The following is a 22948-nucleotide window of genomic DNA, read 5'->3' on the forward strand; positions in this document are numbered from 1 at the left end:
TCCGGGCAAAAATCATACATACAAAAATATAACCCTCTGTAAATTACAGGGCATGGTGAGCGGCTTCGCTATGCCCAAAATCTGGAGACAGATTGCGATGGATATTCCAGTTACCGCTACAAAAACCGGGCGTCGCCGCTACCTGACGCTGATTATGATCTTTATTACCGTGGTCATTTGCTATGTCGACCGCGCCAACCTTGCCGTGGCATCGGCCCATATTCAGGAAGAGTTTGGCATCACCAAAGCGGAAATGGGTTACGTCTTCTCGGCGTTTGCCTGGCTGTATACGCTCTGCCAGATCCCCGGCGGCTGGTTCCTTGACCGCGTGGGTTCTCGTTTGACCTACTTTATCGCCATTTTCGGCTGGTCCGTGGCGACCCTGTTCCAGGGCTTCGCGACCGGGCTGATGTCGCTGATTGGCCTGCGCGCCATCACCGGGGTGTTCGAAGCGCCCGCGTTTCCCACCAACAACCGCATGGTGACCAGCTGGTTCCCGGAACACGAGCGCGCTTCCGCTGTTGGCTTTTACACCTCCGGGCAGTTTGTCGGCCTGGCGTTCCTGACGCCGCTGCTGATCTGGATCCAGGAGCTGCTGAGCTGGCACTGGGTATTCATCGTCACGGGTGGGATTGGCATTGTCTGGTCGCTGGTCTGGTTCAAGGTTTACCAGCCGCCGCGTCTGACCAAAAGCATCACCAAAGCCGAGCTGGACTACATCCGCGACGGCGGTGGCCTGGTGGACGGCGATGCGCCGGTGAAAAAAGAGGCGCGCCAGCCGCTGACCAAAGCGGACTGGAAGCTGGTCTTCCATCGTAAGCTGGTGGGCGTTTATCTGGGCCAGTTCGCGGTGACCTCCACGCTGTGGTTCTTCCTCACCTGGTTCCCGAACTACCTGACCCAGGAGAAGGGGATCGCGGCGCTGAAGGCGGGCTTTATGACCACCGTGCCGTTTCTCGCGGCATTCTTCGGTGTGCTGCTCTCCGGCTGGCTGGCCGATAAGCTGGTGAAAAAAGGCTACTCGCTGGGTGTGGCGCGTAAAACGCCGATCATCTGCGGCTTGCTGATCTCAACCTGCATCATGGGTGCCAACTACACCAACGATCCGGTGTGGATTATGACCCTGATGGCGGTGGCGTTCTTCGGTAACGGTTTCGCCTCTATCACCTGGTCGCTGGTGTCGTCCCTTGCGCCGATGCGGCTGATTGGCCTGACCGGCGGCGTGTTCAACTTTATCGGCGGGCTGGGCGGGATCACCGTACCGCTGGTCATCGGCTACCTGGCGCAGGACTACGGCTTCGGCCCGGCGCTGGTCTATATTTCTGCCGTGGCGCTGATCGGGGCACTCTCCTACATCCTGCTGGTAGGTGATGTGAAACGAGTAGGCTAATCCCTGCGGATGTTTTACCCTGATGCACTCACCGTGCATCAGGGTATCCTCATGAAACAAATCACCTTCGCTTCCCGCAACCATCAGCTGACCAACATCAATACCTGGACGCCGGACAGCCAGTGGCTGGTCTACGACGTGCGTCCGTCCGGTGCGTCGTTCACCGGTGAAACCATCGAGCGGGTCAATGTCGCTACGGGTGAGGTAGAGGTGGTATATCGTGCCACTGACGGCGCGCATGTCGGCGTGGTGACCGTTCATCCTTCAGAAGAGAAATATGTCTTTATCCACGGCCCGAAAAACCCGGATGCAGACTGGCACTACGATTTTCATCATCGTCAGGGAGTGGTTGCGCAAAACGGCCAGGTGAGCAACCTGGACGCGATGGATATCACCGCGCCTTACACCGCCGGCGCGCTGCGCGGCGGCAGCCACGTCCATGTCTTCAGCCCGAACGGGCAGCTCGTCAGCTTTACCTATAACGACCATGTTCTGCACGAGCGCGATCCTAAACTTGATTTACGCAACGTCGGCGTGGCTGCACCTTACGGCCCGGTGAACCCGCAGGGGAACCATCCCCGTGAATATTCGGGAACCTTCTGGAGCGTGCTGGTTAGCCGCACGACGCCTGACCCACGGCCGGACAGCGATGAAATCAACCGCGCTTATGAAGAGGGCTGGGTGGGCAACAGCAGGCTGGCGTTTATCGGCGATACCCTTTCTGCGCAGGGCGAAAAAGTACCCGAACTGTTTATCGTCGACCTGCCGGAAGACGAGCAGGGCTGGAAGCGTGCGGGCGATGCGCCGCTACAGGGCACGACGGAGACCCTTCCAGCGCCGCCTGCGGGTGTGAAGCAGCGTCGTTTGACCTTTACGCATCAGAGGGCGTACCCGGGCCTGGTGAACGTGCCGCGTCACTGGGTTCGCTGCAACCCGCAGGAGACACAGATTGCGTTTCTGATGCGGGATGATAACGGCATTGTGCAGCTGTGGCTGATCTCTCCTGAGGGCGGCGAGCCGCGCCAGTTGACGCGTACCGGGAGCGATATTCAGTCAGCATTTAACTGGCATCCTTCCGGCGACCGTCTGGGGTTTGTGCTCGAAAATCGGATCGCCTGCTGCGACGCACGGACCGGAGAGGTGACGTTTTTGACGTCCGATCACGGCAACCCGCCGTCTGCTGATGCGGTCGTGTTTTCCCCGGACGGGCGCGTTATTGCGTGGATGGAAGAGACAGCCGGTTTCCGTCAGCTTTGGTTAACGGAAACCGCGCAGTACTAGCGTGGAGGCATCTCTGCGGGCGGGATGACGGCGTTTGTCGCCAGATTCTCCTGCTCGCTTTTCTCTACCCGCGAGCGTACGGAGTTGTCCTTACGAAACATATCCCACGGCAGCAGAAGCGTATCCGCCACGGCCGTAAACGGCATATCCAGGATAACCAAGGATTTGGTGCCCCAGTTGGTATCGTCATCGGAGATCATCGCCGCGCTGGCGCGCGTCCCCGGATATGTTCCTTCTTTACCGCCGGTGTGAGACATCACGCTCGAACACCCGCAAAGTAAAACTACCCCGCTGAACGTCGTCAGCTTTATCAGAACATTTTTCATCATCACTCAGTCATCGTTAATGGCACTGCATAGACCTGCAACTCAGGGTTATAGCGAGCCTTATCCAAAATGGATAGCCCTATAACCCCGCACTGTGGCAGCCATCGCAATTTAACCCTTTGTGCTGTTGTCCCAGTCTAAGCGAGATGCCGGAAAGTGCAAAAAAAAGTGCAGCTGTTGTTCTTGAAAAGCCCGATTGCAGACCCATTTTAAGAATGTGGCCCGATAACGAATTCGCCTGATGGGTGTTCGGGGGCGCAAAGGCCTGTCCATGGTGGAAGGCTACAATTTCTCGCTGATTTCAGGAGTTTTATTTATGCGTAACTTCGATCTTTCTCCGCTATACCGTTCTGCAATTGGTTTTGACCGCCTGTTTAACCATTTAGAAAATAACCAAAGCCAGAGCAACGGCTACCCTCCATACAATGTTGAGCTGGTTGACGAAAACCACTACCGCATCGCCATTGCCGTCGCCGGTTTTGCAGAAAACGAACTGGAGATCACCGCGCAGGACAACCTGCTGGTGGTGAAAGGTTCCCATACGGCCGAGCAGAAAGAACGTACCTACCTTTATCAGGGCATCGCCGAGCGCAACTTTGAACGCAAGTTCCAGTTAGCCGAGAACATTCACGTTAAAGGCGCGAACCTGGTCAACGGCCTGCTGTTTATCGAACTGGAACGTGTGATTCCGGAAGAGAAAAAACCGCGCCGTATCGAAATTAACTAATTACGCGGGTCGCGTGAGCGGCCCACCCGGACTTGCTTGCCGTAACGGGAGCATATGCGAATCCTTCAGGATTTGCAGGAACAACTGTGCACAAAATTACACTGTGCCGAACTCGCTTCTCAGAAGGAGATTTAGTATGCGTAACTACGATTTATCCCCCCTGCTGCGTCAGTGGATTGGTTTTGACAAACTGGCGAACGCCCTGCAAAGCACCACCGAGCAACAGACGTTTCCGCCGTACAACATCGAAAAAAGCGACGATAACCACTATCGCATCACCCTTGCGCTGGCCGGTTTCCGCCAGGACGATCTGGACATCCAGCTTGAAGGCACGCGCCTGACCGTGAAAGGTACGCCGGAAAAACAAGAGACCGAGACCAAATGGCTGCATCAGGGGCTGGTTAATCAGCCGTTTAGCCTGAGCTTTACCCTGGCAGACCATATGGAAGTGTCCGGCGCAACGTTTACCAACGGGCTGCTGCATATCGACCTGCTCCGCAACGTGCCGGAAGCCATCGCGCCGCAGCGTATCGCCATTAGCGAGCGGCCGGCGTTGAATAGTTAGCACTGTGCGGGCTGATGCCCTCACCCTGGCCCTCTCCCACAGGGAGAGGGTGAAAAGATAAAGCCCTGCCCCGGCAGGGCTTTTTTGTGCGCCATAGCCCATACAACCGCCCCCGGCTCTGAGAGAATCCTTAGCATAACTAAGGTTATGATAAGGAAGTGGGTCATGAGTGATATCGCGTTAACCGTCAGCGTGTTGGCCCTGGTCGCTGTTGTTGGCCTGTGGATAGGTAATATCAAAATCCGCGGCGTCGGGTTTGGGATAGGCGGGGTACTGTTTGGCGGCATTTTTGTCGGGCACTTCGCCGACAAGCTCGGGCTGGTCCTCAGCGCCGAAATGCTCCACTTTACTCAGGAGTTCGGCCTGATCCTCTTCGTTTATACCATCGGTATTCAGGTGGGACCGGGCTTTTTCGCCTCACTTCGGGTCTCGGGATTGCGGCTCAACCTGTTTGCCCTCGGCATTGTGGTAATGGGCGGGCTGGTCACCGCAATTCTGCACAAAATCTTCGATATCCCGCTCCCCGTGGTGCTGGGCATTTTCTCCGGGGCGGTTACCAACACGCCTGCGCTCGGCGCCGGGCAGCAAATCCTTCGCGATTTGGGCATCGAACCCGGCATCGTCGACCAGATGGGGATGAGCTACGCCATGGCCTACCCGTTTGGGATTTGCGGCATTCTGCTTTCCATGTGGCTGGTACGCGTCCTGTTTCGCATTAACGTCGACAAAGAGGCGAAGGATCACGAAACCACGCTCACCAACGGCCATATGCCGATCAAAACCATCAACATCCGGGTCGATAACCCTAACCTGAACAATATGGCGATTCAGGACGTGCCGATCCTCAACAGCGCCAATATCATCTGCTCCCGCCTTAAGCGTGACGATATGCTGATGGTGCCCGCCCCCGGCACCGTCATTCAGCAGGGCGATCTGCTGCACCTGGTCGGCCAGCCCGGAGATTTAAACAACGCGCGGCTGGTGATTGGCCAGGAAGTGGATACCTCGCTCTCAACCCGCGGCACCGATATGCGCGTGGAACGCGTTGTGGTGACTAACGAACACGTTCTTGGCAAGAAAATCCGCGATCTGCAGGTAAAGGAGCGCTATGACGTGGTGATCTCTCGCCTTAACCGCGCGGGTGTTGAACTGGTCGCCAGCCCGGAAGCCAGCCTGCAGTTCGGGGATATCCTCAACCTGGTCGGGCGCCCGTCGTCCATCGACGCCGTGGCGGATATGGTGGGTAACGCCCAGCAAAAACTGCAGCAGGTGCAGATGCTGCCGGTGTTTATCGGTATCGGACTCGGCGTGCTGCTCGGCTCCATTCCGGTGTACGTGCCGGGCTTCCCGGTGGCGCTCAAGCTGGGCCTGGCGGGCGGGCCGCTGATTATGGCGCTGATCCTCGGGCGTATCGGCTGTATCGGGAAGCTCTACTGGTTTATGCCGCCGAGCGCCAACCTGGCGCTGCGCGAGCTGGGCATCGTGCTGTTCCTGGCGGTGGTCGGCCTGAAATCCGGCGGGGATTTTGTCGATACTCTGGTCAAGGGCGAAGGGATGAGCTGGGTAGGCTACGGCATCTTTATCACGGCGATCCCGCTGCTGACGGTGGGAATACTGGCGCGGATGTTCGCCAAAATGAACTACCTGACCCTGTGCGGGATGCTGGCGGGCTCCATGACCGATCCGCCCGCGCTGGCCTTTGCCAACAACCTGCACGCCACCAGCGGTGCGGCCGCGCTCTCCTATGCCACCGTCTATCCGCTGGTGATGTTCCTGCGCATCATCACTCCGCAGCTACTGGCGGTGCTGTTCTGGGGGATGAGCTAACAGGTCGTCCGGGTGGATGCGCCGCAGATGGTAGTCCACCTGGTAATCGCTGGTATTTCGGAACATCACGGAATAATTGAGGAACTCGCCGCTGTCGCTGTAGGAAAGAGACGTAATGCGCAGCAGCGGCGTCTGTTCCGGCAGGTTCATATAACCGGCCAGCGTTTTATCTGCCAGCACCGGCGTCAGGCTCTCGTAGTTGCCGCTGATGGTGATCCCGCACTCCTTCTCGATGTAATCAAACTTAGACCCCTCAAGATGCGCCAGCGACAGATTGCGGAACAGCTTCACCGGCATAAAGCTGTCCTCCAGCATCAGCGGCTTCCCGTCCACGTAGCGCACACGCCGTGAAAAGTAGATCCGCTCATCCACCTGAATCCGCAGCTGGCTGGCGATGGCGGGTGGGGCGGGCATCACTTCGAACTGTAAGACCTTACTCTGCACCTCTTTTCCCTGCTGACGCAGCACCTCCACCAGCCCGGTCAGGTTGGTGGTTTCGTGGTGAACGTCTTTGCGAGAGACAAAAGTTCCGCTGCCGTGCCGCCGCTCAACCAGCCCCCAGCTCACAAGCAGATCCAGCGCCTTGCGGATGGTCATTCGCGCCACGCCGAACTCCTGCGCCAGCGCTTTTTCGCCGGGCAGCGGGCTGCCGATGTTGTAGTCCGACGAATTCAGCCGCAGCCGCAATCTGTCAGCAATTGATTTGTAGATCACCAGTAGACCTCTCTGCCCTTATCAGGGCGTGGGTTGTGTCCTGACATGTCCATTTTTATGTCAAAAAGTAGACCTGATTGGTCAAAATAAAACCATGAATGCGATCACGAATCGCAGCGGCACGCCATGTTCGCGCATCAGTAAGTTCTTATGCTCACCTCAGGCCAGCAAAAAACCATAAAGGCCTCTACCCCTACAGGTTGTTTCATGAGGATTTAAAAATGCTCAGTCAAATACAACGTTTTGGCGGTGCCATGTTTACCCCGGTGTTGCTGTTTCCGTTCGCCGGGATCGTGGTGGGAATCGCCATCATGCTTCGCAACCCGCTGTTTGTCGGCGAAGCCTTAACGGCCCCCGATCATCTTTTCGCGCAGATTGTTCACATCATTGAAGAGGGCGGCTGGGCGGTGTTTCGCAATATGCCGCTGATTTTTGCCGTCGGCCTGCCGATTGGCCTGGCGAAGCAGGCGCAGGGCCGCGCCTGTCTGGCGGTGCTGATTAGCTTTCTGACCTGGAACTACTTTATTAACGCGATGGGGATGACCTGGGGCCACTTCTTTGGCGTCGATTTCTCCGCAGAACCGACGGCGGGTAGCGGGCTGGCGATGATTGCCGGGATCAAAACGCTCGATACCAGCATCATCGGTGCCATTGTGATCTCAGGCATCGTCACCGCCATCCACAACCGCTACTTCGACAAGCCGCTGCCGGTCTTTCTGGGGATTTTCCAGGGCAGCTCCTTTGTCGTTATCCTCGCGTTCTTCGTCATGATCCCCTGCGCCTGGCTGACGCTGCTGGGCTGGCCGAAAGTGCAGATGGGCATTGAGTCCCTGCAGGCGTTCCTGCGCTCTGCCGGAGCGCTGGGCGTGTGGGTGTATACCTTCCTGGAACGCATTCTGATCCCAACCGGATTGCACCACTTCGTCTACGGTCCGTTCATCTTTGGCCCGGCGGCGGTGGAAGGCGGTATTCAGGTCTACTGGGCACAGCACCTGCAGGAATTCAGCCAGAGCACCCTGCCGCTGAAAACCCTCTTCCCGGAAGGCGGATTCGCACTGCACGGCAACTCTAAAGTGTTTGGCTCGGTCGGGATTGCGTTCGCTATCTGGTACACCGCGTCGCCGGAAAACCGCGTCAAGGTGGCGGGGCTACTGGTGCCGGCCACGCTCACCGCCGTGCTGGTGGGCATCACTGAACCGCTTGAGTTCACCTTCCTGTTTATCTCGCCGCTGCTGTTTGCCGTGCACGCCGTGCTGGCGGCCACCATGGCAACGGTGATGTACGCCTTCGGCGTAGTCGGGAACATGGGCGGCGGCCTGCTGGACCAGTTCCTGCCGCAAAACTGGATCCCGATGTTCCATAACCACGCCTCGACGGTATTCACCCAGATCGGCATCGGCGTCTGCTTCACCGGGATTTACTTCGTGGTCTTCAAAACGCTGATCGAACGTCTGAACCTGAAAACGCCGGGCCGGGAAGAGAGCGAAATCAAACTCTACAGCAAGGCCGACTATAAGGCGGCGCGCGGGCAAACCACCGCCCCGGCAGCGGCCAGCCAGCAGGTCGGGCAGGCCGCCGGATTCCTGCAGGCGCTCGGCGGCGCGGCCAATATCGAAAGCATCAACAACTGCGCCACCCGCTTGCGCATTGCGCTGGTGGATATGGCCAAAACCCAAAGCGATGACGTCTTCAAAGCCCTCGGCGCCCACGGCGTGGTGCGACGCGGCAACGGCATTCAGGTGATTGTCGGCCTGCACGTTCCTCAGGTGCGCGACCAGCTGGAATCGCTGATGAAAACCCCTTTATCGAATGAACAAACCACCCTGACAGAGGCTATATCATGAAAAAATTCTCAGTTGTCATTGCAGGCGGCGGCAGCACCTTTACGCCTGGTATCGTCCTGATGCTGTTAGCCAACCGTGACCGTTTCCCGCTGCGCGCCCTGAAGTTCTATGACAACGACGGCGCGCGTCAGGAAACCATCGCCGAAGCGTGCAAAATCATCCTCAGGGAGCAGGCGCCGGAGATTGAGTTCAGCTATACCACCGACCCGAAAGCGGCGTTCACCGATGTGGATTTTGTGATGGCGCATATCCGCGTGGGCAAATACCCGATGCGCGAAAAAGATGAAAAAATCCCGCTGCGCCACGGCGTGCTGGGCCAGGAAACCTGCGGGCCGGGCGGGATTTCCTACGGCATGCGCTCTATCGGCGGCGTGCTGGAGCTGGTGGATTACATGGAGCAGTACTCCCCGAACGCGTGGATGCTGAACTACTCCAACCCGGCGGCAATTGTTGCGGAAGCCACGCGTCGCCTGCGTCCGAACGCCAAAATCCTCAACATCTGCGATATGCCTATCGGCATTGAAGGGCGCATGGCGCAGATTGTCGGCCTGAAGGATCGCAAAGAGATGCGCGTGCGCTACTACGGCCTGAACCACTTCGGCTGGTGGACGTCGATTGAAGATCTGAACGGCAACGATCTAATGCCGAAGCTGCGCGAGTACGTGGCGAAAAACGGCTATGTGCCGCCTTCGGAAGATGCGCATACTGAAGCGAGCTGGAACGATACCTTTGCAAAAGCCAGAGACGTGCAGGCGCTGGATCCGGACACCATGCCGAACACCTACCTGAAGTATTATCTGTTCCCGGACTACGTGGTCGCGCACTCGAATCCGGAGCGCACCCGCGCCAATGAGGTTATGGATCACCGCGAGAAGCACGTGTTCAGTTCCTGCCGGGCGATTATCGAAGCCGGTAACTCTGCCGCCGGTGAGCTGGAAATCGACGAACATGCGTCGTACATCGTCGATCTGGCGACGGCAATTGCCTTCAACACCCAGGAGCGGATGCTGCTGATTGTGCCAAACAACGGTGCCATCCATAACTTTGATGCCGACGCGATGGTGGAGATCCCGTGCCTGGTAGGCCATAACGGCCCTGAGCCGCTTACGGTGGGCGATATTCCACACTTCCAGAAAGGGCTGATGAGCCAGCAGGTGGCAGTGGAAAAACTGGTGGTGGATGCCTGGGAGCAGCGCTCGTACCAGAAACTCTGGCAGGCGATCACCCTGTCGAAAACCGTGCCGAGCGCGTCCGTCGCGAAAGCGATTCTGGATGACCTGATCGAGGCCAATAAGGACTACTGGCCAGAGCTGCACTAATCGTCCTGACCGGCATCGCCTGATGCCGGTCTCCTTGTCCTTGTCGATTTACGCTATGCTGAAGCCTGCCCGAAGCACGACAAGGAACCTTCATGAAAATTTCCCGCCTCGGCGAAGCGCCGGACTACCGCTTCTCTCTGGCCAATGAACGCACTTTTTTAGCGTGGATCCGCACCGCGCTGGGCTTTCTTGCCGCAGGGGTGGGTCTCGATCAGCTCGCGCCCGATTTCGCCACGCCGCTGATTCGTGAAGTGCTGGCGCTGCTGCTGTGCCTGTTCGCGGGCGTGCTGGCGATTTACGGCTACCTGCGCTGGCTGCGCAATGAGAAGGCGATGCGTCTGAAGCAGGATTTGCCCTATACGCGCGGGCTGCTGATCGTCAGCACGATTCTGCTGACGGTGGCGGGCGTGGTGATGGTGCTGGTGTTCTATGGCGGATAGCCGCAAAGCGCGGCGCGAAGCGGACCCCGGCCTGCAGCCGGAGCGAACGTCCCTCGCCTGGCTGCGCACGCTGCTGGGGTATGGCGCGCTGATTGCCCTGGCGATTAAGCACAACTGGCACCGCACCGGGGTGCCATTCTGGATTTCTATTGTCGTGCTGGCGCTGGTGGCTATCATTTTATGGCGCTATACCCGCAGCCGTAACCTGATGGACGTGGCGCAGGACGATTTTGTGCAGCCGAAAGCGGTGCGCGATAAGTTCCTGATCGCGCTCGCTGTTCTCTCGTTGTCATTGTTGTTTGCGGTCATCCACATTCAACAAATTTTGCAGTTGTAGGCCGGGTAAGGCGCAGCCGCCACCCGGCATAATTACTTCCCTTTCGCCAGATACTTCGCCATCTCGTCTTCCGGCACCATTCCGCCGCCGGTCGCCCACACCAGGTGGGTAACGTTGGTATGCGAATGAACGCGCACCGGCCCGGCCATGCCCGCCAGCGCCGACGGCTCCAGGCGGATCCCTTCCTCCTGCGCCAGCCAGCCGAGCATGTCGTACATGCTCTGGTCGGAAAGGGTGTAGAACCCGTCAAGCAGGCGCTCCATCGCGCGGCCCACGAAGCCGGAGGCGCGTCCTACCGCCAGCCCGTCCGCCGCCGTCACGTTATCAATGCCCAGATCCTGCACCGCGATCTCATCGTGCAGGCCGGTGTAGACGCCGAGCAGCATGCACGGGGAGTGCGTTGGCTCCGCGAAGAAGCAGTGGACGTTATCGCCAAAGGCCAGCTTCAGGCCAAACGCCACGCCGCCAGGGCCGCCGCCGACGCCGCACGGCAGGTAGACATACAGCGGATGATCCGCATCCACCACGCGGCCCTGTTCGGCAAACTGCGCCTTCAGGCGCTCGCCTGCAACGGCGTAGCCCAGGAATAAGGTGCGGGAATTTTCATCGTCAATGAAAAAGCAGTTCGGATCGCTTTCCGCCGCTTTTCGTCCCTGCTCAACGGCCACGCCGTAATCCTGCTCATATTCCACGACGATGACGCCGTGGCTGCGCAGTTTGGCTTTCTTCCACTCGCGGGCGTCGGCGGACATATGCACCGTCACCTTAAAGCCGATGCGTGCGCTCATAATGCCGATGGACATCCCGAGGTTGCCGGTTGAGCCTACCGCAATGCTGTACTGGCTGAAGAAGTCCCTAAAGCGCGGCTCCAGCAGAATGCTGTAGTCGTCTTCAACGCTCAGCAACCCGGCTTCCAGCGCCAGTTTTTCCGCATGGGTCAGCACCTCATAGATGCCGCCGCGCGCTTTAATCGAGCCGGAAATCGGCAGATGGCTGTCTTTTTTCAGCAGCAGCGTGCCGGGAATAGACTTCGCAGATTCTTTCTCCAGCCGCGCCTGCATCGCCGGAATGGCGACCAGTTCGGATTCGATAATCCCGCCCGTTGCCGCCGTTTCCGGGAAGGCTTGTGCCAGATACGGTGCGAAGCGTTTCAGGCGAGCGTGGGCGTCGTCCACGTCGGCTTTGGTCAGCCCGACATAGGGCAACCCTTCTGCAAGCGTCGTGGTGCGCGGGTTAAGCCAGGTGGTTTCTTTCAGGGCAATCAGATCCTCAACCAGAGGAAACTGTGCGGTTAATGTAGTGATAGTTGCGTTTTCCATAATACGTCTCTTCGCGCTCAGATAATGAAGGAAAGCAGGAATGTGCCGCCAAGTGCAAGCACCGAGGCGATAAACGTCGCCGTCGTATAGTATTTGAAGGTCTCATTCAGGGTCGCGCCGCAGTATTGCTTCACCAGCCAGAAGAGGGAATCGGTCACGATCGTGCAGCCAATGGCGCCGGAACCGATGGCAATGGTGATAATCTCCGGGCTCACGTTCGGGTAGAGCGGCAGCATCGGTGCGACTATCGCCGTGGCGCCCATCATCGCCACCGTCGCGGAGCCGACGGCGGCATGCAGCACCAGCGCCACCAGCCAGGCGAGCAGGATAGGGTGCATGTGCAGGTTCGAGAGAATATGCGCCAGCGAGTCCGCCAGTCCGCTGGTTTTCAGGATGGCGTTAAACGCGCCGCCCGCACCGATAATCAGCAAAATGTTGGCGATAGAGCCGAAGCCGTGCTCGGTGTGCGTCAGCATCGTGCCCATGCCCATATGCTGGCGGATCCCCAGCAGGTAGTAGGCGACAAACACGGCGATAAACATGGCGGTGATCGGGTTGCCGATAAACTCCAGCAGCGTATACAGCGTGCCTTCTTTTGCCATATTCAGCTCGGCAATGGTTTTCACCAGCATCAGGGCAATCGGCAGCAGCACCGTGAACAGCGTGGCGCCCAGCGACGGCAGGGTGTGCTCTTCACGCACCTTCAGGTCTGAAAATTCCGCCGGAACCGGTTTAAACGGCAGACGATTGCCGAGCAGTTTCAGGAACAGCGGGCCGCCGACCAGCGAGGCCATCAGGCCTACCATCAAACCATAAACAATAACCGTTCCCACGTCCGCGCCTAATTTATTAGTCACAAACAGCGCGGCCGGATGCGGCGGCACCACGCAGTGCACCGCCATCAGCGCGGTACAGAGCGGAATGGCCAGCTTGAGCAGCGACGTGTTGGTCTTTTTGGCGATGGAAAACGCCAGCGGGATCAGCAGTACCACGCCCACTTCCACGAACAGCGTAATGCCGCAGATAAGGCCCACCAGCACCATAATCACGTCCGCCGACAGCCAGCGGCAGCGCTGCAGTGCAATCCCGATGCGCTCGGCCGCGCCGGAGACTTCCATCATCTTGCCGAGAATGGTGCCCAGACCAATCACCGCCGCCAGGAAGCCCAGCGTACCGCCAATTCCGCTCTCAATGGCGTTCACCATATCCAGCGGGCTCATCCCCATCATCGCGCCGACGAAAAAGCTCGCCAGCAGCAGCGCGAGGAACGGGTGAAACTTCAGTTTTACGATGGTTAAAACAATCAACACAATGCTGACCAGCAGCGTTGCCACAACCCAGACCTGAGATCCCATATCTCACCTCACCCTTATGTCATCTGTGGGTATTGGACGAAAAAACGGCGTGGGCTGACAAACGATATAAATTGGCGTTCAGGTGAGCCAGATTGGATCAACTGAGTGACTGCGCTCTAAAAAGCGCACTTAATTCGTATTAGGTTCACATAAATTCACCCTTGAGCGGTATGCTGAGCGCAGAAAACCCGCGTGAGAATTGTGATGACCGATGCGAATGAAGCCAGAAACCGGCTGTTAAACGGCTGGCAGCTGTCGAAAATGTACACCTTTGAAGTGGCCGCCCGGCATGAGTCCTTCGCCCTGGCGGCGGAGGAGCTGTCGCTCAGCCCCAGCGCGGTGAGCCACCGCATCAACCTGCTGGAAGAGGAGCTGGGCATTCAGCTGTTCGTCCGCTCGCACCGTAAAGTTGAGCTGACGAAGGAGGGAAAGCGCGTTTACTGGACGCTGAAATCGTCCCTCGATACCCTGAATCAGGAGATCCTGGATATCAAAAACCAGGCGCTCTCCGGCACGCTGACGGTCTACTCTCGCCCGTCGATCGCCCAGTGCTGGCTTGTGCCCATGCTGGGGGACTTTACCCGCCGCTATCCGTCGATTTCACTCACCATCCTTACCGGCAATGATTACGTCAATATGCAGCGAACGGGCGTCGATCTGGCGCTCTATTTCGACGATACGCCGCCAAACCACCTCTCTCATCACTTCCTGATGGACGAGGAGATTTTGCCCGTCTGCTCGCCGCAGTATGCCCGCGAGCATGAGCTGCTAAAAAACCCCGATAACCTCAGCCACTGCACGCTGCTGCACGACCGTCAGGCCTGGAGCAACGATTCCGGTACGGATGAGTGGCTGAGCTGGGCGCAACACTTTTCGGTGAATATGCCGCCATCGTCGGGCATTGGTTTCGATCGTTCCGATTTAGCGATTATTGCGGCCATCAACCACGTCGGCGTCGCTATGGGCAGAAAGCGGCTGGTGCAGAAACGGCTTGAGCGGGGCGAGCTTATCGCCCCGTTTGGTGAAAAAACTCTGAAGTGTCATCAGCACTACTATATCTCGACGCTTTCAGGCCGACAGTGGCCGAAAATAGACGCCTTTATCGGCTGGCTGAGAGAACTGGCAGGTTGAAGAATTATTACGCTTTCGCTCTACACCAAATGTGAAAAAGCGTGCTAAATACAGGTAATGCTTTCGATTTATCCAGGGTAAACCGTGTTAAAGCCTTTTATTGCCTGTGCATTACTGATCTCTTCCGGCTGGGCGATTGCCGCTGAGCCGCCGCTGACGGCTGCCCGTTATGCGCAGCAGCTGGGCGTCGGGATGGATGTGGACTGGGCGCGCACCGAGCGCGGCATACGCGAATTCGACCCGCTGGTGGTACGCGATTTTCGTGCAAAAGGCATTACCCACGTGCGCATTCGCGTCGCCGATGAGCCGACGGAAGCGCGGCTAATTCACCTGCGCAAGCTGGTAGAAGCCTGCGAACAGTATGGCGTGATCCCGATTATCGCCTATCAGGCTGATGAGTATAAAAACGACCCGAAAGCCGATAACGAGAAAGAGACGGTCAACTGGTGGATTGCCGTGGCGCACTATTTCGGTCAGAGCTATCCGCTGCTGGGTTTTGATCTCATTTATGAGCCGGCCGACAAGCTTAACCACAACCTCGCGTCGCTAAACCGCGTGTATGAAAAAACCATTAAAGCGATCCACGACATGGACCCGCAGCGCATGATCTTTATTGCGCCGCGCCTGCGCGCCGCGCCGGAGGATTTATCCAGCCTGAAGCTCCCCGCGCACAGCCAAAACTACCTGCTGGCGGAGTGGCATATTTTCCCGTGGGGGCCGCTGAAAAATAGCGGTAAATACCCGTGGACGTCCGGCACGGCGTCGGAGAAAGCGGCAATCCATAATCGCATCAATACCGCCCTGCGCTGGCAGCAAAAAACCGGGCACGTTAGCTGGGTCGGGGGCTGGGGCGTGGGAGAGTCAAACCACCTCACGCCAACCGCTTCGCAAATGGCGTTCTCCACCTTTATGGCCTGCGAGCTGCAAAAGGCGAAAATTCCGTATGCGCTGAACGCGGATTTCCAGTTTTACGACGGGGAAGAGGGGGCCTGGCGGCCCGCGCCGGAGCTGTTGTTGCAGGCGATGATTGCGCCCGTCTGTGAAAAGCCCGGCGAGAAGCCGGGCCATCATGCGGTTAAACCGGCTGCTCGTGATGCGGAACACGCGACGCCAGCGGCAGCCAGCACAGTAAAATCAGCAGCCCCATCAGCGTCATCAGCAGGCCCAAACTAGCCTGCCCGGTCTGCGGCATCATCGCCGAGAGCCAGGCCAGCGCGCCGGAGCCGATATTCTGCAAACCGCCCACCAGCGCGCCAGCCGTGCCTGCGAGGAACGGGAACGGCTCCATCGCGCCGCTGGTCGCCAGCGGGAACAGCATCCCCGCGCCGAAGAAGAACAGCGCTGCCGGGATGAGCAGCGTCCAGACCGTCATCACGCCAAACAGCCCCGGTATCCACATCATCAGACCCGCCACCAAGCAGCTGATCACCGACTGCCACATCAGGGTGGAGAAGCGTTTGTTCGGCCGTCCGGCAAACCATGCGCCGAAGAACGCCGCCGGGATCGGCAGAATAAACAGAATACTCACGACCATGCTGCTCAGGCCCAGCCCCGCGCCCAGCAGCACGCCGGAGCAGGCTTCAAACACCGCAATGCCCGCCAGGCCGCCGATCAGCATCAGCAGATAGCAGGTAAACGATCCGTTACCGAACAGCGTCTTATAGCTGGTAATGAGCTTCGTGCGCGGCGCGTCCTGCGGGCGCGTTTCCGGCATCCAGCGCGCCATGCTGAAGGTGACAATCACGCACAGCACCAGCAGGAAGGCGTAGCAGGCGCGCCAGGACCACATCGTGTCCAGCAGGCCTCCAATCAGCGGGGCGAGAAGCGGGCTGACCAGAATACCCATATTCAACAGGCTGTTGGCATGACGGAGCTGGGTGCCCTGATACATATCGCGCGGTAAGGTTCGCGCCATCACCCCACCGACGCCGGTCCCGACGCCCTGCAGGGCGCTGGCGGCAATCAGTACGGTCAGGCTGTGCGTGGTAATGGCAATCACCGTCGCCACCATGAAAATGCTCATGCCCACCAGGATCACCGGGCGACGCCCGACGCGGTCAGACAGCGGGCCGTAGAAGAGCTGCGAAACGCCATAGGTCAGCAGGTAGGCCGCCATCACGCTCTGCACCGCGCCCTCGCGGACGTTCAATTCCTTTGCCATGTCGGCAATCGCCGGAATGTAGATGGTTTGCGCCATCTGACCGACGGCCACCAGTAACACCAGCATCAACAATAAGTTAACGTTCCTTTGTTTTTTCATGTCGCTGAATACTTTTGCCAAAAGAGAAAAATGAAGAATAAGTGACTGCGCATTCCCATAAATGCGCGAGGAATCTACCACAGAGAGATGACAATTTAAGCATTGCCGTGGTGAATGAAAAAACCGGGAAAGGCAGGATTTGTAAACAAGATCGGCAACTAATGTTGCCAGTGATTTACGCCATGCGCAGCAGAATGGCGCCGCCGGCTATACCCAACGCCGCCGCGATGCGCAGGCCCGCAACCTTCTCTTTTAAAAGGACAAACGCGATCAGCGCCCCAAAAAGTATGGAGGTTTCACGCAGCGCCGCGACCACCGCCAGCGGTGCCTGCGTCATGGCCCAAAGCGCCAGACCGTAAGAGCCCATGGTGCCAACGCCGCCGAGTAGCCCCTTTTTCCAGTGCAGGCGCAGGTAGCCGGACGCCTCGCGCCGACGTGCCACCATCGCCCAACTCAACAGGCAGAAGCCGTTCATAAAGAAGGTCCACAGCGTATAGCCCAGCGCGGTGTCCGACAGACGCACGCCGGTGCCGTCCACCAGCGTATACCCGGCAATAAAACAGGCGTTCAGCAGCGCCAGCCCGATCCCTTTGCGTGACTGTATGCGGCCATGCATCGCCATCGCCAGAATCGAAAGGCAAATTACTCCGATACCGGACCAGGCGAGCCAGGAGAGACGATCGCCGAGCGCCAGCACGCCGATCAGCGCCACCAGCAGCGGGGCGGTGCCGCGCATCAGCGGATAGGTCTGGCTCATATCGGAGACCTGATAGGTCTTCGCTACCAGCACGGTGTACACCACCTGTAAGGCGCAGGAGACAATCAAAAACGGCCAGCTTGCAGCAGAAGGCTGTGGGGAAAACGGCAGTAAGACCAGAGCGATAACCGTGGCGGATCCGCTGACGCTTATGGCGGAATAGAGCTTGTCCGTTCCGGCCTTAACGATGGCGTTCCAGCTAGCATGCAGCAGCGCGGCGAAGAGCAAAATGCAAAAAACGGTGATGGTCATAGCGTATCGGGTGGTGAATTGTCACTCAACTGTAACATTCACACCCTGATGCTGCCAGCCGGCTACACGGCACAAAAAAGGCGGTGCGTCACCCGCGGTTCGTCCGAAACCAGCGTAAAACCCGCCTGGCGATAGAAGCCGTACGCGCTCTCCGGCGCGTGGGTATTCAGGAAATCAAACCAGATGCTGGCATCGGCCATCACCACGGTTAAAAGCTGTTTGCCAATGCCCAGCCCGCGGCACTTATCGCTGACGTAGAGATGGCGAATACGTCCGGCGCGCGGCTGCTGGCTGAACGGATCGCGGTTGAGGCCGCACACGCCGACCAGCCTGCCGTTGAGAAACGCGCCCAGCAGCTTTTCACCCGGCGCGTTAAAGCGGTTCTCACCACGCTGCCAGTTCTCTTCCAGCCTGCGCAGCATGTTGAAATTCAGTGCGATACTTTCAGCCTTCAGGGCGATATACCCCGGCTCATCCGGTGTGACAGGCTCAATTAACAGACGCGACATAGCATTCCCTCGTTATTAAAGAGGGGCGGTTGCCCGCCCCTCTCAGGTGCGACTTGAACCTGAATTACCGAAGGAATTTCAGGACAGCATCAAGCAGTTGCAGTACAGCAACAATGAGTTTGAGGATAAGTATCACCATATCCACTACGCTCATACGCGTCTCCTTTTGGTTAAAAGGAGCACGATGCTGGCGTACCTTTCCGCCGCCTGTTGCCAGCACCTGGATTGACGTAACACAGTGTGCTCACTTCAGGGGTTAAGGCACTGACGGCACCACCCGTTTCAGCCAGGACTTCGTTGCGCCGGTAAAACTGCGGCCCCCTCGCTCACTGCGAACACCCTCAGTATAGATAAATACTGTATGCATGAACAGTATTTTTTGGACAAAACCCGAAACCCCATCCATACTCAAAAACGTCAAAATCCGTGCCTGAATTGCGCGTTCGTCTTCGATCGCGTATACTTTTTGCGTTGACGTAACACAGTGTGTTCTGCGGCGACCAACCGCAAAACCCTGATAAAAACCTCGCTTAGGCGGGGTTTTTTGTTTTCTGGTCTATCCATAAAAAACTGCTGGATAAGCGAGGGTTCTGCTTTTTGGCTTCGCTGTGAACTACTTAGGATCGCTTAAGTAATTTTCTTTAAATTAGAGATATTAGACTCATTTTGTAAGATAACACCACTAAATTCATAAACTAATATAACTATTAATAGTCCTCAGGTAATTAAATTGCTTCGCCTATAATAGTAATAAATAAAAGCGAGACAACTCATTATTTACGTGAATGTTTAGTTTAAATAATATGGCTGATTTGAATTCCAGAGATTTCCATTATATATTTCTAGAGCCGCAAATACTGTATGGATACATTATGCAAGCATCTGAATATTTAAAGATGAAGTTCCAGAGTGACAGGCAGTTAGCTCTTTATGGACAGCAAGGTGTTGCAGGGACTTGGAGAGCATTAAAGGGGATCGGCTCTGATATTTACTCAGGAATAGAGCGAGTAAGTTGGTACTCTTCTTGCTTAATCCCCAGCTATCACGATGTGTGTGATGAGCTTCTCTCAGAAGAAAAAAGGATGTACCTCTCAATTCTCTCGCTTTACCGTTATCGCGATGTAATAGCCCACATGCTATACCTTTATTTTGAAAGTGTTATTACCGATTCTGAAAATGGAAATGAACAAAATCGCGGTCGTAAGATGGATTCAAAAGTAACGGGGCTTGTTAACAACATACCGACAAGTAAGGCCGCGCGTTTGGCGATAGCATGGGGGCTGGCCAAATTCCTTTCCGAATCTGGCATACTCTCTGAAATCGTCGTGGAACGGCTTGCACGCCGCGTACCTAACGTCGTCATGGCGCTTCAATTGATTGGAACGGAACAGAAGTGCGCTTTTGCTGCCCGTCGCCTGAAAACGTTGGACCCCAGGTATTACGCGACCCTGTATGCCGCACAACTGGAGATGCTTTACTACTTTTTTGAGCCTTTCCTGTCTGAACTCATTAAGAAGGTGCAAATGGGATTCTATAAGGATTTCGATGCAATTTATGACGACTTAAAGGACAAGGAGCATGTTTAAGAGTCTGTTATCAATTCTATTTACGGATATTTTATTTCCCGTTTATATTTTTGCGTGCGCCTCTTTGTTCCTGTGGTTGATGCCTGACCACTGGGTATTACTAACATTCATTTCTATTGTTGTGTTTATTATTGTGCATCCGATAATTTTCGGCCGCTTTGATAAGTACGATTAAATTTTATAAAAAGGATTTTATATGTCAAACCCAGCTTATTTGTTCCTAACAGATGAAAATGGTTCTCCCATGGTTGGACCTTGCCTTGTGTCAGGGCGTGAAGGTGCAATTGAACTCAAATCGTTCACTCATAATGTTAACATTCCAGTCGACGGGAATACCGGAAAATTGACGGGGACGCGCATACACATGCCCGTCATGTTTCAGAAAGAATTTGATCGTGTAACCCCGATTTTATTTCGGGCGCTGAGTACAGGAAGAACGCTCCAGTCAGCCACCATTAAGATGTACCAGATTAATGAGGCGGGTTTTGAACAGGAATATTTTAATATCCTCCTCGAGAATGTGAAAATCACCTCAATCACACCAGACCTGTACCCAGGCGCAAACACCGGAACACACCTTGAGACGGTTCTCATCCGCTACGAGAAAATCACCTGGAAGCATTGCGACGGCAATGTCATCTATAGTGACTCCTGGAATGAGCGAGCAACTTACTGAAACGTGATCCCTGACGCATTTTTGCGCAGATGAAAATATTTCCATTGTCACGCCCGAAAACCTGTGTTTGTATAAATTCCATCAATGATTCCAAACACAGGTCCCCAATGACTTCATCCATCTTCACTTCGACCCTACTAAAAACTGTGCAACCAGCCGCAGTGGTCGTCGTGCGTGTGGTGGTGGTCGTCGGCAATGCGCCGTAGGGACTGGATCAACACACGAATCCAAAACCCCGCCGGCGCAAACCGGGCGGGGTTTTTCGTTTAAGAGCCTCCCCGGAAAGTCGGCCCAGAAGAAAAGGACTGGAGCATGGCAATTTCGGGCACAACATCCACCAGGACGCGTTTTACTGGCGCGCAGCTGATCGTTCATTTGCTGGAACGGCAGGGCATCACCACGGTTGCAGGCATCCCTGGCGGCACGGTGCTGCCGCTGTACGATGCGTTAAGCCAAAGCACGCAGATCCGCCACGTGCTGGCGCGCCACGAGCAGGGGGCTGGCTTTATTGCTCAGGGCATGGCGCGTACGCAGGGCAAACCGGCGGTCTGTATGGCCTGCAGCGGCCCGGGCGCAACCAACCTGGTCACCGCCATCGCCGACGCGCGTCTCGACTCCATTCCTCTGATCTGCATTACCGGCCAGGTACCGTCCTCAATGATCGGCACCGATGCGTTCCAGGAAGTGGACACCTACGGCATCTCTATCCCCATCACCAAACATAACTATTTAGTTCGCGACATCAGCGAGCTGCCTCAGGTTATCAGCGATGCGTTCCGCATTGCGCAGTCCGGCCGCCCGGGCCCGGTGTGGATAGACATTCCTAAGGATGTCCAGACCGCAGAGATCGAGATCGACGTCCTGCCGGAGCCGGGCGAACGTGCCCCCGCGCCGGAATTCAGCGCTGAGAGCGTGCGCGATGCCGCCGCTATGATTAACGCCGCCAAACGCCCGGTGCTCTATCTGGGCGGCGGAGCGATTAACGCCGCGGATGAAATCCGCGAGTTTGCTGAAAAAGCCAACCTGCCAACCACCATGACCCTGATGGCGCTGGGCATGCTGCCTAAAGCGCACCCGCTCTCTCTCGGCATGCTGGGCATGCACGGCGCGCGCAGCACCAACTACATCCTGCAAGAGGCTGATTTGCTGATTGTTATGGGCGCGCGTTTTGATGACCGAGCGATTGGCAAAACCGAGCAGTTCTGCCCGAATGCGAAGATCATTCACGTGGATATCGACCGCGCCGAGCTGGGTAAAATCAAGCAGCCGCACGTGGCGATTCAGGGCGACGTGGCCGAGGTGCTGGCGCAGCTTATCCCGCAGACGGACGCAGCCGAGCGCGCCGACTGGCGTCAGCTGGTGGCCGATCTGCAGCGCGAGTTCCCGGGCGCTATCCCAACCGAAGGCGACCCGCTCAGCCACTACGGACTGATCAATGCCGTGGCCGCCTGCGTGGACGACAGCGCGATTATCACCACCGACGTGGGTCAGCATCAGATGTGGACCGCCCAGGCCTACCCGCTGAACCGTCCGCGCCAGTGGCTGACCTCCGGCGGTCTGGGAACCATGGGCTTTGGCCTGCCCGCAGCCGTGGGTGCGGCGCTCGCCAACCCGGACCGCAAGGTCATCTGCTTCTCCGGCGACGGCAGCCTGATGATGAACATTCAGGAAATGGCCACCGCGGCCGAAAACCAGTTAGACGTGAAAATCATCCTGATGAACAACGAGGCGCTGGGGCTGGTGCACCAGCAGCAGAGCCTGTTCTACAAGCAGGGCGTGTTTGCGGCGACCTATCCGGGGATGATTAACTTTATGCAGATTGCCGCCGGCTTTGGCCTGCACACCTGCGATCTGAACGCCGAAGAGGATGCCCACGCGGCGCTGCAGGCGGCGATTTCTCGCCCCGGCCCGGCGCTGATCCACGTGCGTATCGACCCTGAACAAAAAGTGTATCCGATGGTGCCGCCGGGTGCGGCAAATACCGAGATGGTGGGAGAATAAGCCATGCAGAAACAACATGATAACGTCATTCTGGAACTCACCGTCCGCAACCACCCTGGCGTCATGACCCACGTCTGCGGGCTCTTTGCCCGCCGGGCGTTTAACGTGGAAGGCATTCTCTGCCTGCCGATTCAGGGCAGCGAGCACAGCCGCATCTGGCTGCTGGTCAACGACGACCAGCGTCTGGAGCAGATGATGGCGCAGATCGACAAGCTGGAAGACGTCACCAAAGTGGCGCGCAACCAGTCCGATCCCACCATGTTTAACAAAATTGCGGTGTTTTTCGAATAAAGATCGCTTAAGGTAAGCGCCCTGGTCGGCCTGCAGGCGTC

General features: G+C 57.1%; 24 protein-coding genes and 1 other annotated feature. Of the genes, 16 read left to right on the plus strand and 8 right to left on the minus strand.

Annotation, left to right across the window (positions count from 1 at the left end; genetic code table 11):
• The first annotated feature begins 52 nt into the window (after positions 1–52).
• Both DFO52_RS16220 and DFO52_RS16225 read left to right on the plus strand, forming a co-directional pair.
• The gene (locus tag DFO52_RS16220) at positions 53–1390 is read left to right on the plus strand and encodes an MFS transporter (RefSeq protein WP_081051445.1); all 1338 of its coding nucleotides are present in this window, start codon (positions 53–55) and stop codon (positions 1388–1390) included.
• Positions 1391–1441: 51 nt separating this feature from the next.
• A complete protein-coding gene (locus DFO52_RS16225) occupies positions 1442–2671 on the plus strand; it encodes a DUF3748 domain-containing protein (protein ID WP_208110474.1) in 1230 nt (409 codons plus the stop codon).
• On the opposite strand, the gene DFO52_RS16230 is transcribed toward DFO52_RS16225, so the two are convergent.
• Entirely contained in the window at positions 2668–3000 is a 333-nt protein-coding gene (locus DFO52_RS16230) for a YceK/YidQ family lipoprotein (protein WP_024907391.1), read from the minus strand. The two genes, DFO52_RS16225 and DFO52_RS16230, sit on opposite strands and share 4 nt — an antisense overlap.
• A gap of 248 nt (positions 3001–3248) precedes the next feature.
• Positions 3249–3320 (plus strand) — a sequence feature (ROSE (Repression Of Heat Shock gene Expression) occurs in the 5'-region of heat shock genes and acts as an RNA thermometer to modulate expression.).
• On the opposite strand from DFO52_RS16230, the gene ibpA reads away from it, so the two are divergent.
• The 3 genes from ibpA to DFO52_RS16245 all read left to right on the plus strand — a co-directional run bounded on the left by ibpA (position 3314) and on the right by DFO52_RS16245 (position 6116).
• Complete coding sequence (gene ibpA, locus DFO52_RS16235) at positions 3314–3724, plus strand: small heat shock chaperone IbpA (RefSeq protein ID WP_008500162.1); 411 nt, start codon at positions 3314–3316, stop codon at positions 3722–3724. It overlaps the preceding feature by 7 nt.
• Before the next feature lie 136 nt (positions 3725–3860).
• Positions 3861–4289 (plus strand): small heat shock chaperone IbpB, encoded by a 429-nt coding sequence (gene ibpB / locus DFO52_RS16240; RefSeq protein WP_010426545.1) that lies wholly within the window; start codon positions 3861–3863, stop codon positions 4287–4289.
• Between the two features lie 165 nt (positions 4290–4454).
• Positions 4455–6116: a putative transporter gene (locus tag DFO52_RS16245; protein ID WP_032662051.1), complete on the plus strand. Its 1662-nt coding sequence runs from the start codon at positions 4455–4457 to the stop codon at positions 6114–6116.
• Here DFO52_RS16245 and DFO52_RS16250 read toward each other — a convergent pair.
• The gene (locus DFO52_RS16250; protein WP_024907387.1) at positions 6084–6830 is read right to left on the minus strand and encodes a GntR family transcriptional regulator; all 747 of its coding nucleotides are present in this window, start codon (positions 6828–6830) and stop codon (positions 6084–6086) included. The two genes, DFO52_RS16245 and DFO52_RS16250, sit on opposite strands and share 33 nt — an antisense overlap.
• 221 nt (positions 6831–7051) lie before the next feature.
• Here DFO52_RS16250 and DFO52_RS16255 point away from each other — a divergent pair, with 221 nt between their 5' ends.
• The 4 genes from DFO52_RS16255 (at position 7052) to DFO52_RS16270 (ending at position 10770) form a co-directional block, all read left to right on the plus strand.
• A complete protein-coding gene (locus tag DFO52_RS16255) occupies positions 7052–8674 on the plus strand; it encodes an alpha-glucoside-specific PTS transporter subunit IIBC (RefSeq protein ID WP_047646753.1) in 1623 nt (540 codons plus the stop codon).
• Positions 8671–9993 carry a 6-phospho-alpha-glucosidase gene (locus DFO52_RS16260; protein ID WP_133550770.1) on the plus strand — a complete coding sequence of 441 codons (1323 nt, stop codon included), beginning with the start codon at positions 8671–8673 and terminating at the stop codon, positions 9991–9993. Before DFO52_RS16255 ends, DFO52_RS16260 begins: the two co-directional genes overlap by 4 nt.
• Positions 9994–10085: 92 nt before the next feature.
• Complete coding sequence (locus tag DFO52_RS16265; protein ID WP_023333944.1) at positions 10086–10433, plus strand: YidH family protein; 348 nt, start codon at positions 10086–10088, stop codon at positions 10431–10433.
• Entirely contained in the window at positions 10423–10770 is a 348-nt protein-coding gene (locus tag DFO52_RS16270) for a DUF202 domain-containing protein (RefSeq protein WP_133550771.1), read from the plus strand. Before DFO52_RS16265 ends, DFO52_RS16270 begins: the two co-directional genes overlap by 11 nt.
• Before the next feature lie 32 nt (positions 10771–10802).
• Here the strand turns inward: DFO52_RS16270 and dsdA are convergent, their stop codons facing one another.
• Positions 10803–12089 (minus strand): D-serine ammonia-lyase, encoded by a 1287-nt coding sequence (dsdA, locus tag DFO52_RS16275; protein WP_133550772.1) that lies wholly within the window; start codon positions 12087–12089, stop codon positions 10803–10805.
• A 17-nt stretch (positions 12090–12106) separates the two neighbouring features.
• Positions 12107–13444 carry a D-serine transporter DsdX gene (gene dsdX / locus DFO52_RS16280; protein WP_023309824.1) on the minus strand — a complete coding sequence of 446 codons (1338 nt, stop codon included), beginning with the start codon at positions 13442–13444 and terminating at the stop codon, positions 12107–12109.
• Between the two features lie 204 nt (positions 13445–13648).
• Between dsdX and dsdC the strand changes: the two genes are divergently transcribed.
• Positions 13649–14575, plus strand: a complete 927-nt coding sequence (gene dsdC / locus DFO52_RS16285) for a DNA-binding transcriptional regulator DsdC (protein ID WP_133550834.1) — start codon at positions 13649–13651, stop codon at positions 14573–14575.
• A gap of 84 nt (positions 14576–14659) precedes the next feature.
• Entirely contained in the window at positions 14660–15748 is a 1089-nt protein-coding gene (locus DFO52_RS16290; RefSeq protein WP_133550773.1) for a cellulase family glycosylhydrolase, read from the plus strand.
• Here DFO52_RS16290 and emrD read toward each other — a convergent pair.
• The 4 genes from emrD to tisB form a co-directional block, all read right to left on the minus strand.
• Complete coding sequence (emrD, locus tag DFO52_RS16295; RefSeq protein ID WP_133550774.1) at positions 15651–16835, minus strand: multidrug efflux MFS transporter EmrD; 1185 nt, start codon at positions 16833–16835, stop codon at positions 15651–15653. The genes DFO52_RS16290 and emrD overlap by 98 nt on opposite strands.
• Before the next feature lie 175 nt (positions 16836–17010).
• Positions 17011–17844, minus strand: coding sequence for an EamA family transporter (locus DFO52_RS16300; protein ID WP_133550775.1), 834 nt, complete (start codon positions 17842–17844; stop codon positions 17011–17013).
• A gap of 62 nt (positions 17845–17906) precedes the next feature.
• A complete protein-coding gene (locus tag DFO52_RS16305) occupies positions 17907–18353 on the minus strand; it encodes a GNAT family N-acetyltransferase (protein ID WP_032662033.1) in 447 nt (148 codons plus the stop codon).
• A 64-nt stretch (positions 18354–18417) separates the two neighbouring features.
• Complete coding sequence (tisB, locus tag DFO52_RS16310; RefSeq protein WP_023309830.1) at positions 18418–18507, minus strand: type I toxin-antitoxin system toxin TisB; 90 nt, start codon at positions 18505–18507, stop codon at positions 18418–18420.
• A 718-nt stretch (positions 18508–19225) separates the two neighbouring features.
• Between tisB and DFO52_RS16315 the strand changes: the two genes are divergently transcribed.
• The 5 genes from DFO52_RS16315 (at position 19226) to ilvN (ending at position 22907) form a co-directional block, all read left to right on the plus strand.
• Positions 19226–19939 carry a hypothetical protein gene (locus DFO52_RS16315; protein ID WP_133550776.1) on the plus strand — a complete coding sequence of 238 codons (714 nt, stop codon included), beginning with the start codon at positions 19226–19228 and terminating at the stop codon, positions 19937–19939.
• Positions 19940–20135: 196 nt separating this feature from the next.
• Entirely contained in the window at positions 20136–20615 is a 480-nt protein-coding gene (tssD, locus tag DFO52_RS16325; protein ID WP_047646744.1) for a type VI secretion system tube protein TssD, read from the plus strand.
• A gap of 107 nt (positions 20616–20722) precedes the next feature.
• Complete coding sequence (gene ivbL, locus DFO52_RS16330) at positions 20723–20821, plus strand: ilvB operon leader peptide IvbL (RefSeq protein ID WP_133550777.1); 99 nt, start codon at positions 20723–20725, stop codon at positions 20819–20821.
• Positions 20822–20927: 106 nt separating this feature from the next.
• Positions 20928–22616, plus strand: a complete 1689-nt coding sequence (ilvB, locus tag DFO52_RS16335; protein ID WP_059347368.1) for an acetolactate synthase large subunit — start codon at positions 20928–20930, stop codon at positions 22614–22616.
• Between the two features lie 3 nt (positions 22617–22619).
• Positions 22620–22907, plus strand: coding sequence for an acetolactate synthase small subunit (gene ilvN / locus DFO52_RS16340; protein WP_010426528.1), 288 nt, complete (start codon positions 22620–22622; stop codon positions 22905–22907).
• The last annotated feature ends 41 nt before the right edge of the window (positions 22908–22948 follow it).

Source organism: Enterobacter sp. AG326, assembly GCF_004362415.1.
Taxonomy (GTDB): Bacteria; Pseudomonadota; Gammaproteobacteria; order Enterobacterales; family Enterobacteriaceae; genus Enterobacter; species Enterobacter asburiae.

Bases quoted from the DNA above. Each gene is read 5' to 3' on its own strand.
- DFO52_RS16220 (WP_081051445.1), top strand. From the start codon at position 53: ATGGTGAGCGGCTTCGCTATGCCCAAAATCTGGAGACAGATTGCGATG.
- DFO52_RS16225 (WP_208110474.1), top strand. From the start codon at position 1,442: ATGAAACAAATCACCTTCGCTTCCCGCAACCATCAGCTGACCAACATC.
- DFO52_RS16230 (WP_024907391.1), bottom strand. From the start codon at position 3,000: ATGATGAAAAATGTTCTGATAAAGCTGACGACGTTCAGCGGGGTAGTT.
- ibpA (WP_008500162.1), top strand. From the start codon at position 3,314: ATGCGTAACTTCGATCTTTCTCCGCTATACCGTTCTGCAATTGGTTTT.
- ibpB (WP_010426545.1), top strand. From the start codon at position 3,861: ATGCGTAACTACGATTTATCCCCCCTGCTGCGTCAGTGGATTGGTTTT.
- DFO52_RS16245 (WP_032662051.1), top strand. From the start codon at position 4,455: ATGAGTGATATCGCGTTAACCGTCAGCGTGTTGGCCCTGGTCGCTGTT.
- DFO52_RS16255 (WP_047646753.1), top strand. From the start codon at position 7,052: ATGCTCAGTCAAATACAACGTTTTGGCGGTGCCATGTTTACCCCGGTG.
- DFO52_RS16260 (WP_133550770.1), top strand. From the start codon at position 8,671: ATGAAAAAATTCTCAGTTGTCATTGCAGGCGGCGGCAGCACCTTTACG.
- DFO52_RS16265 (WP_023333944.1), top strand. From the start codon at position 10,086: ATGAAAATTTCCCGCCTCGGCGAAGCGCCGGACTACCGCTTCTCTCTG.
- DFO52_RS16270 (WP_133550771.1), top strand. From the start codon at position 10,423: ATGGCGGATAGCCGCAAAGCGCGGCGCGAAGCGGACCCCGGCCTGCAG.
- dsdA (WP_133550772.1), bottom strand. From the start codon at position 12,089: ATGGAAAACGCAACTATCACTACATTAACCGCACAGTTTCCTCTGGTT.
- dsdX (WP_023309824.1), bottom strand. From the start codon at position 13,444: ATGGGATCTCAGGTCTGGGTTGTGGCAACGCTGCTGGTCAGCATTGTG.
- dsdC (WP_133550834.1), top strand. From the start codon at position 13,649: ATGACCGATGCGAATGAAGCCAGAAACCGGCTGTTAAACGGCTGGCAG.
- emrD (WP_133550774.1), bottom strand. From the start codon at position 16,835: ATGAAAAAACAAAGGAACGTTAACTTATTGTTGATGCTGGTGTTACTG.
- DFO52_RS16300 (WP_133550775.1), bottom strand. From the start codon at position 17,844: ATGACCATCACCGTTTTTTGCATTTTGCTCTTCGCCGCGCTGCTGCAT.
- DFO52_RS16305 (WP_032662033.1), bottom strand. From the start codon at position 18,353: ATGTCGCGTCTGTTAATTGAGCCTGTCACACCGGATGAGCCGGGGTAT.
- tisB (WP_023309830.1), bottom strand. From the start codon at position 18,507: ATGAGCGTAGTGGATATGGTGATACTTATCCTCAAACTCATTGTTGCT.
- DFO52_RS16315 (WP_133550776.1), top strand. From the start codon at position 19,226: ATGCAAGCATCTGAATATTTAAAGATGAAGTTCCAGAGTGACAGGCAG.
- tssD (WP_047646744.1), top strand. From the start codon at position 20,136: ATGTCAAACCCAGCTTATTTGTTCCTAACAGATGAAAATGGTTCTCCC.
- ivbL (WP_133550777.1), top strand. From the start codon at position 20,723: ATGACTTCATCCATCTTCACTTCGACCCTACTAAAAACTGTGCAACCA.
- ilvB (WP_059347368.1), top strand. From the start codon at position 20,928: ATGGCAATTTCGGGCACAACATCCACCAGGACGCGTTTTACTGGCGCG.
- ilvN (WP_010426528.1), top strand. From the start codon at position 22,620: ATGCAGAAACAACATGATAACGTCATTCTGGAACTCACCGTCCGCAAC.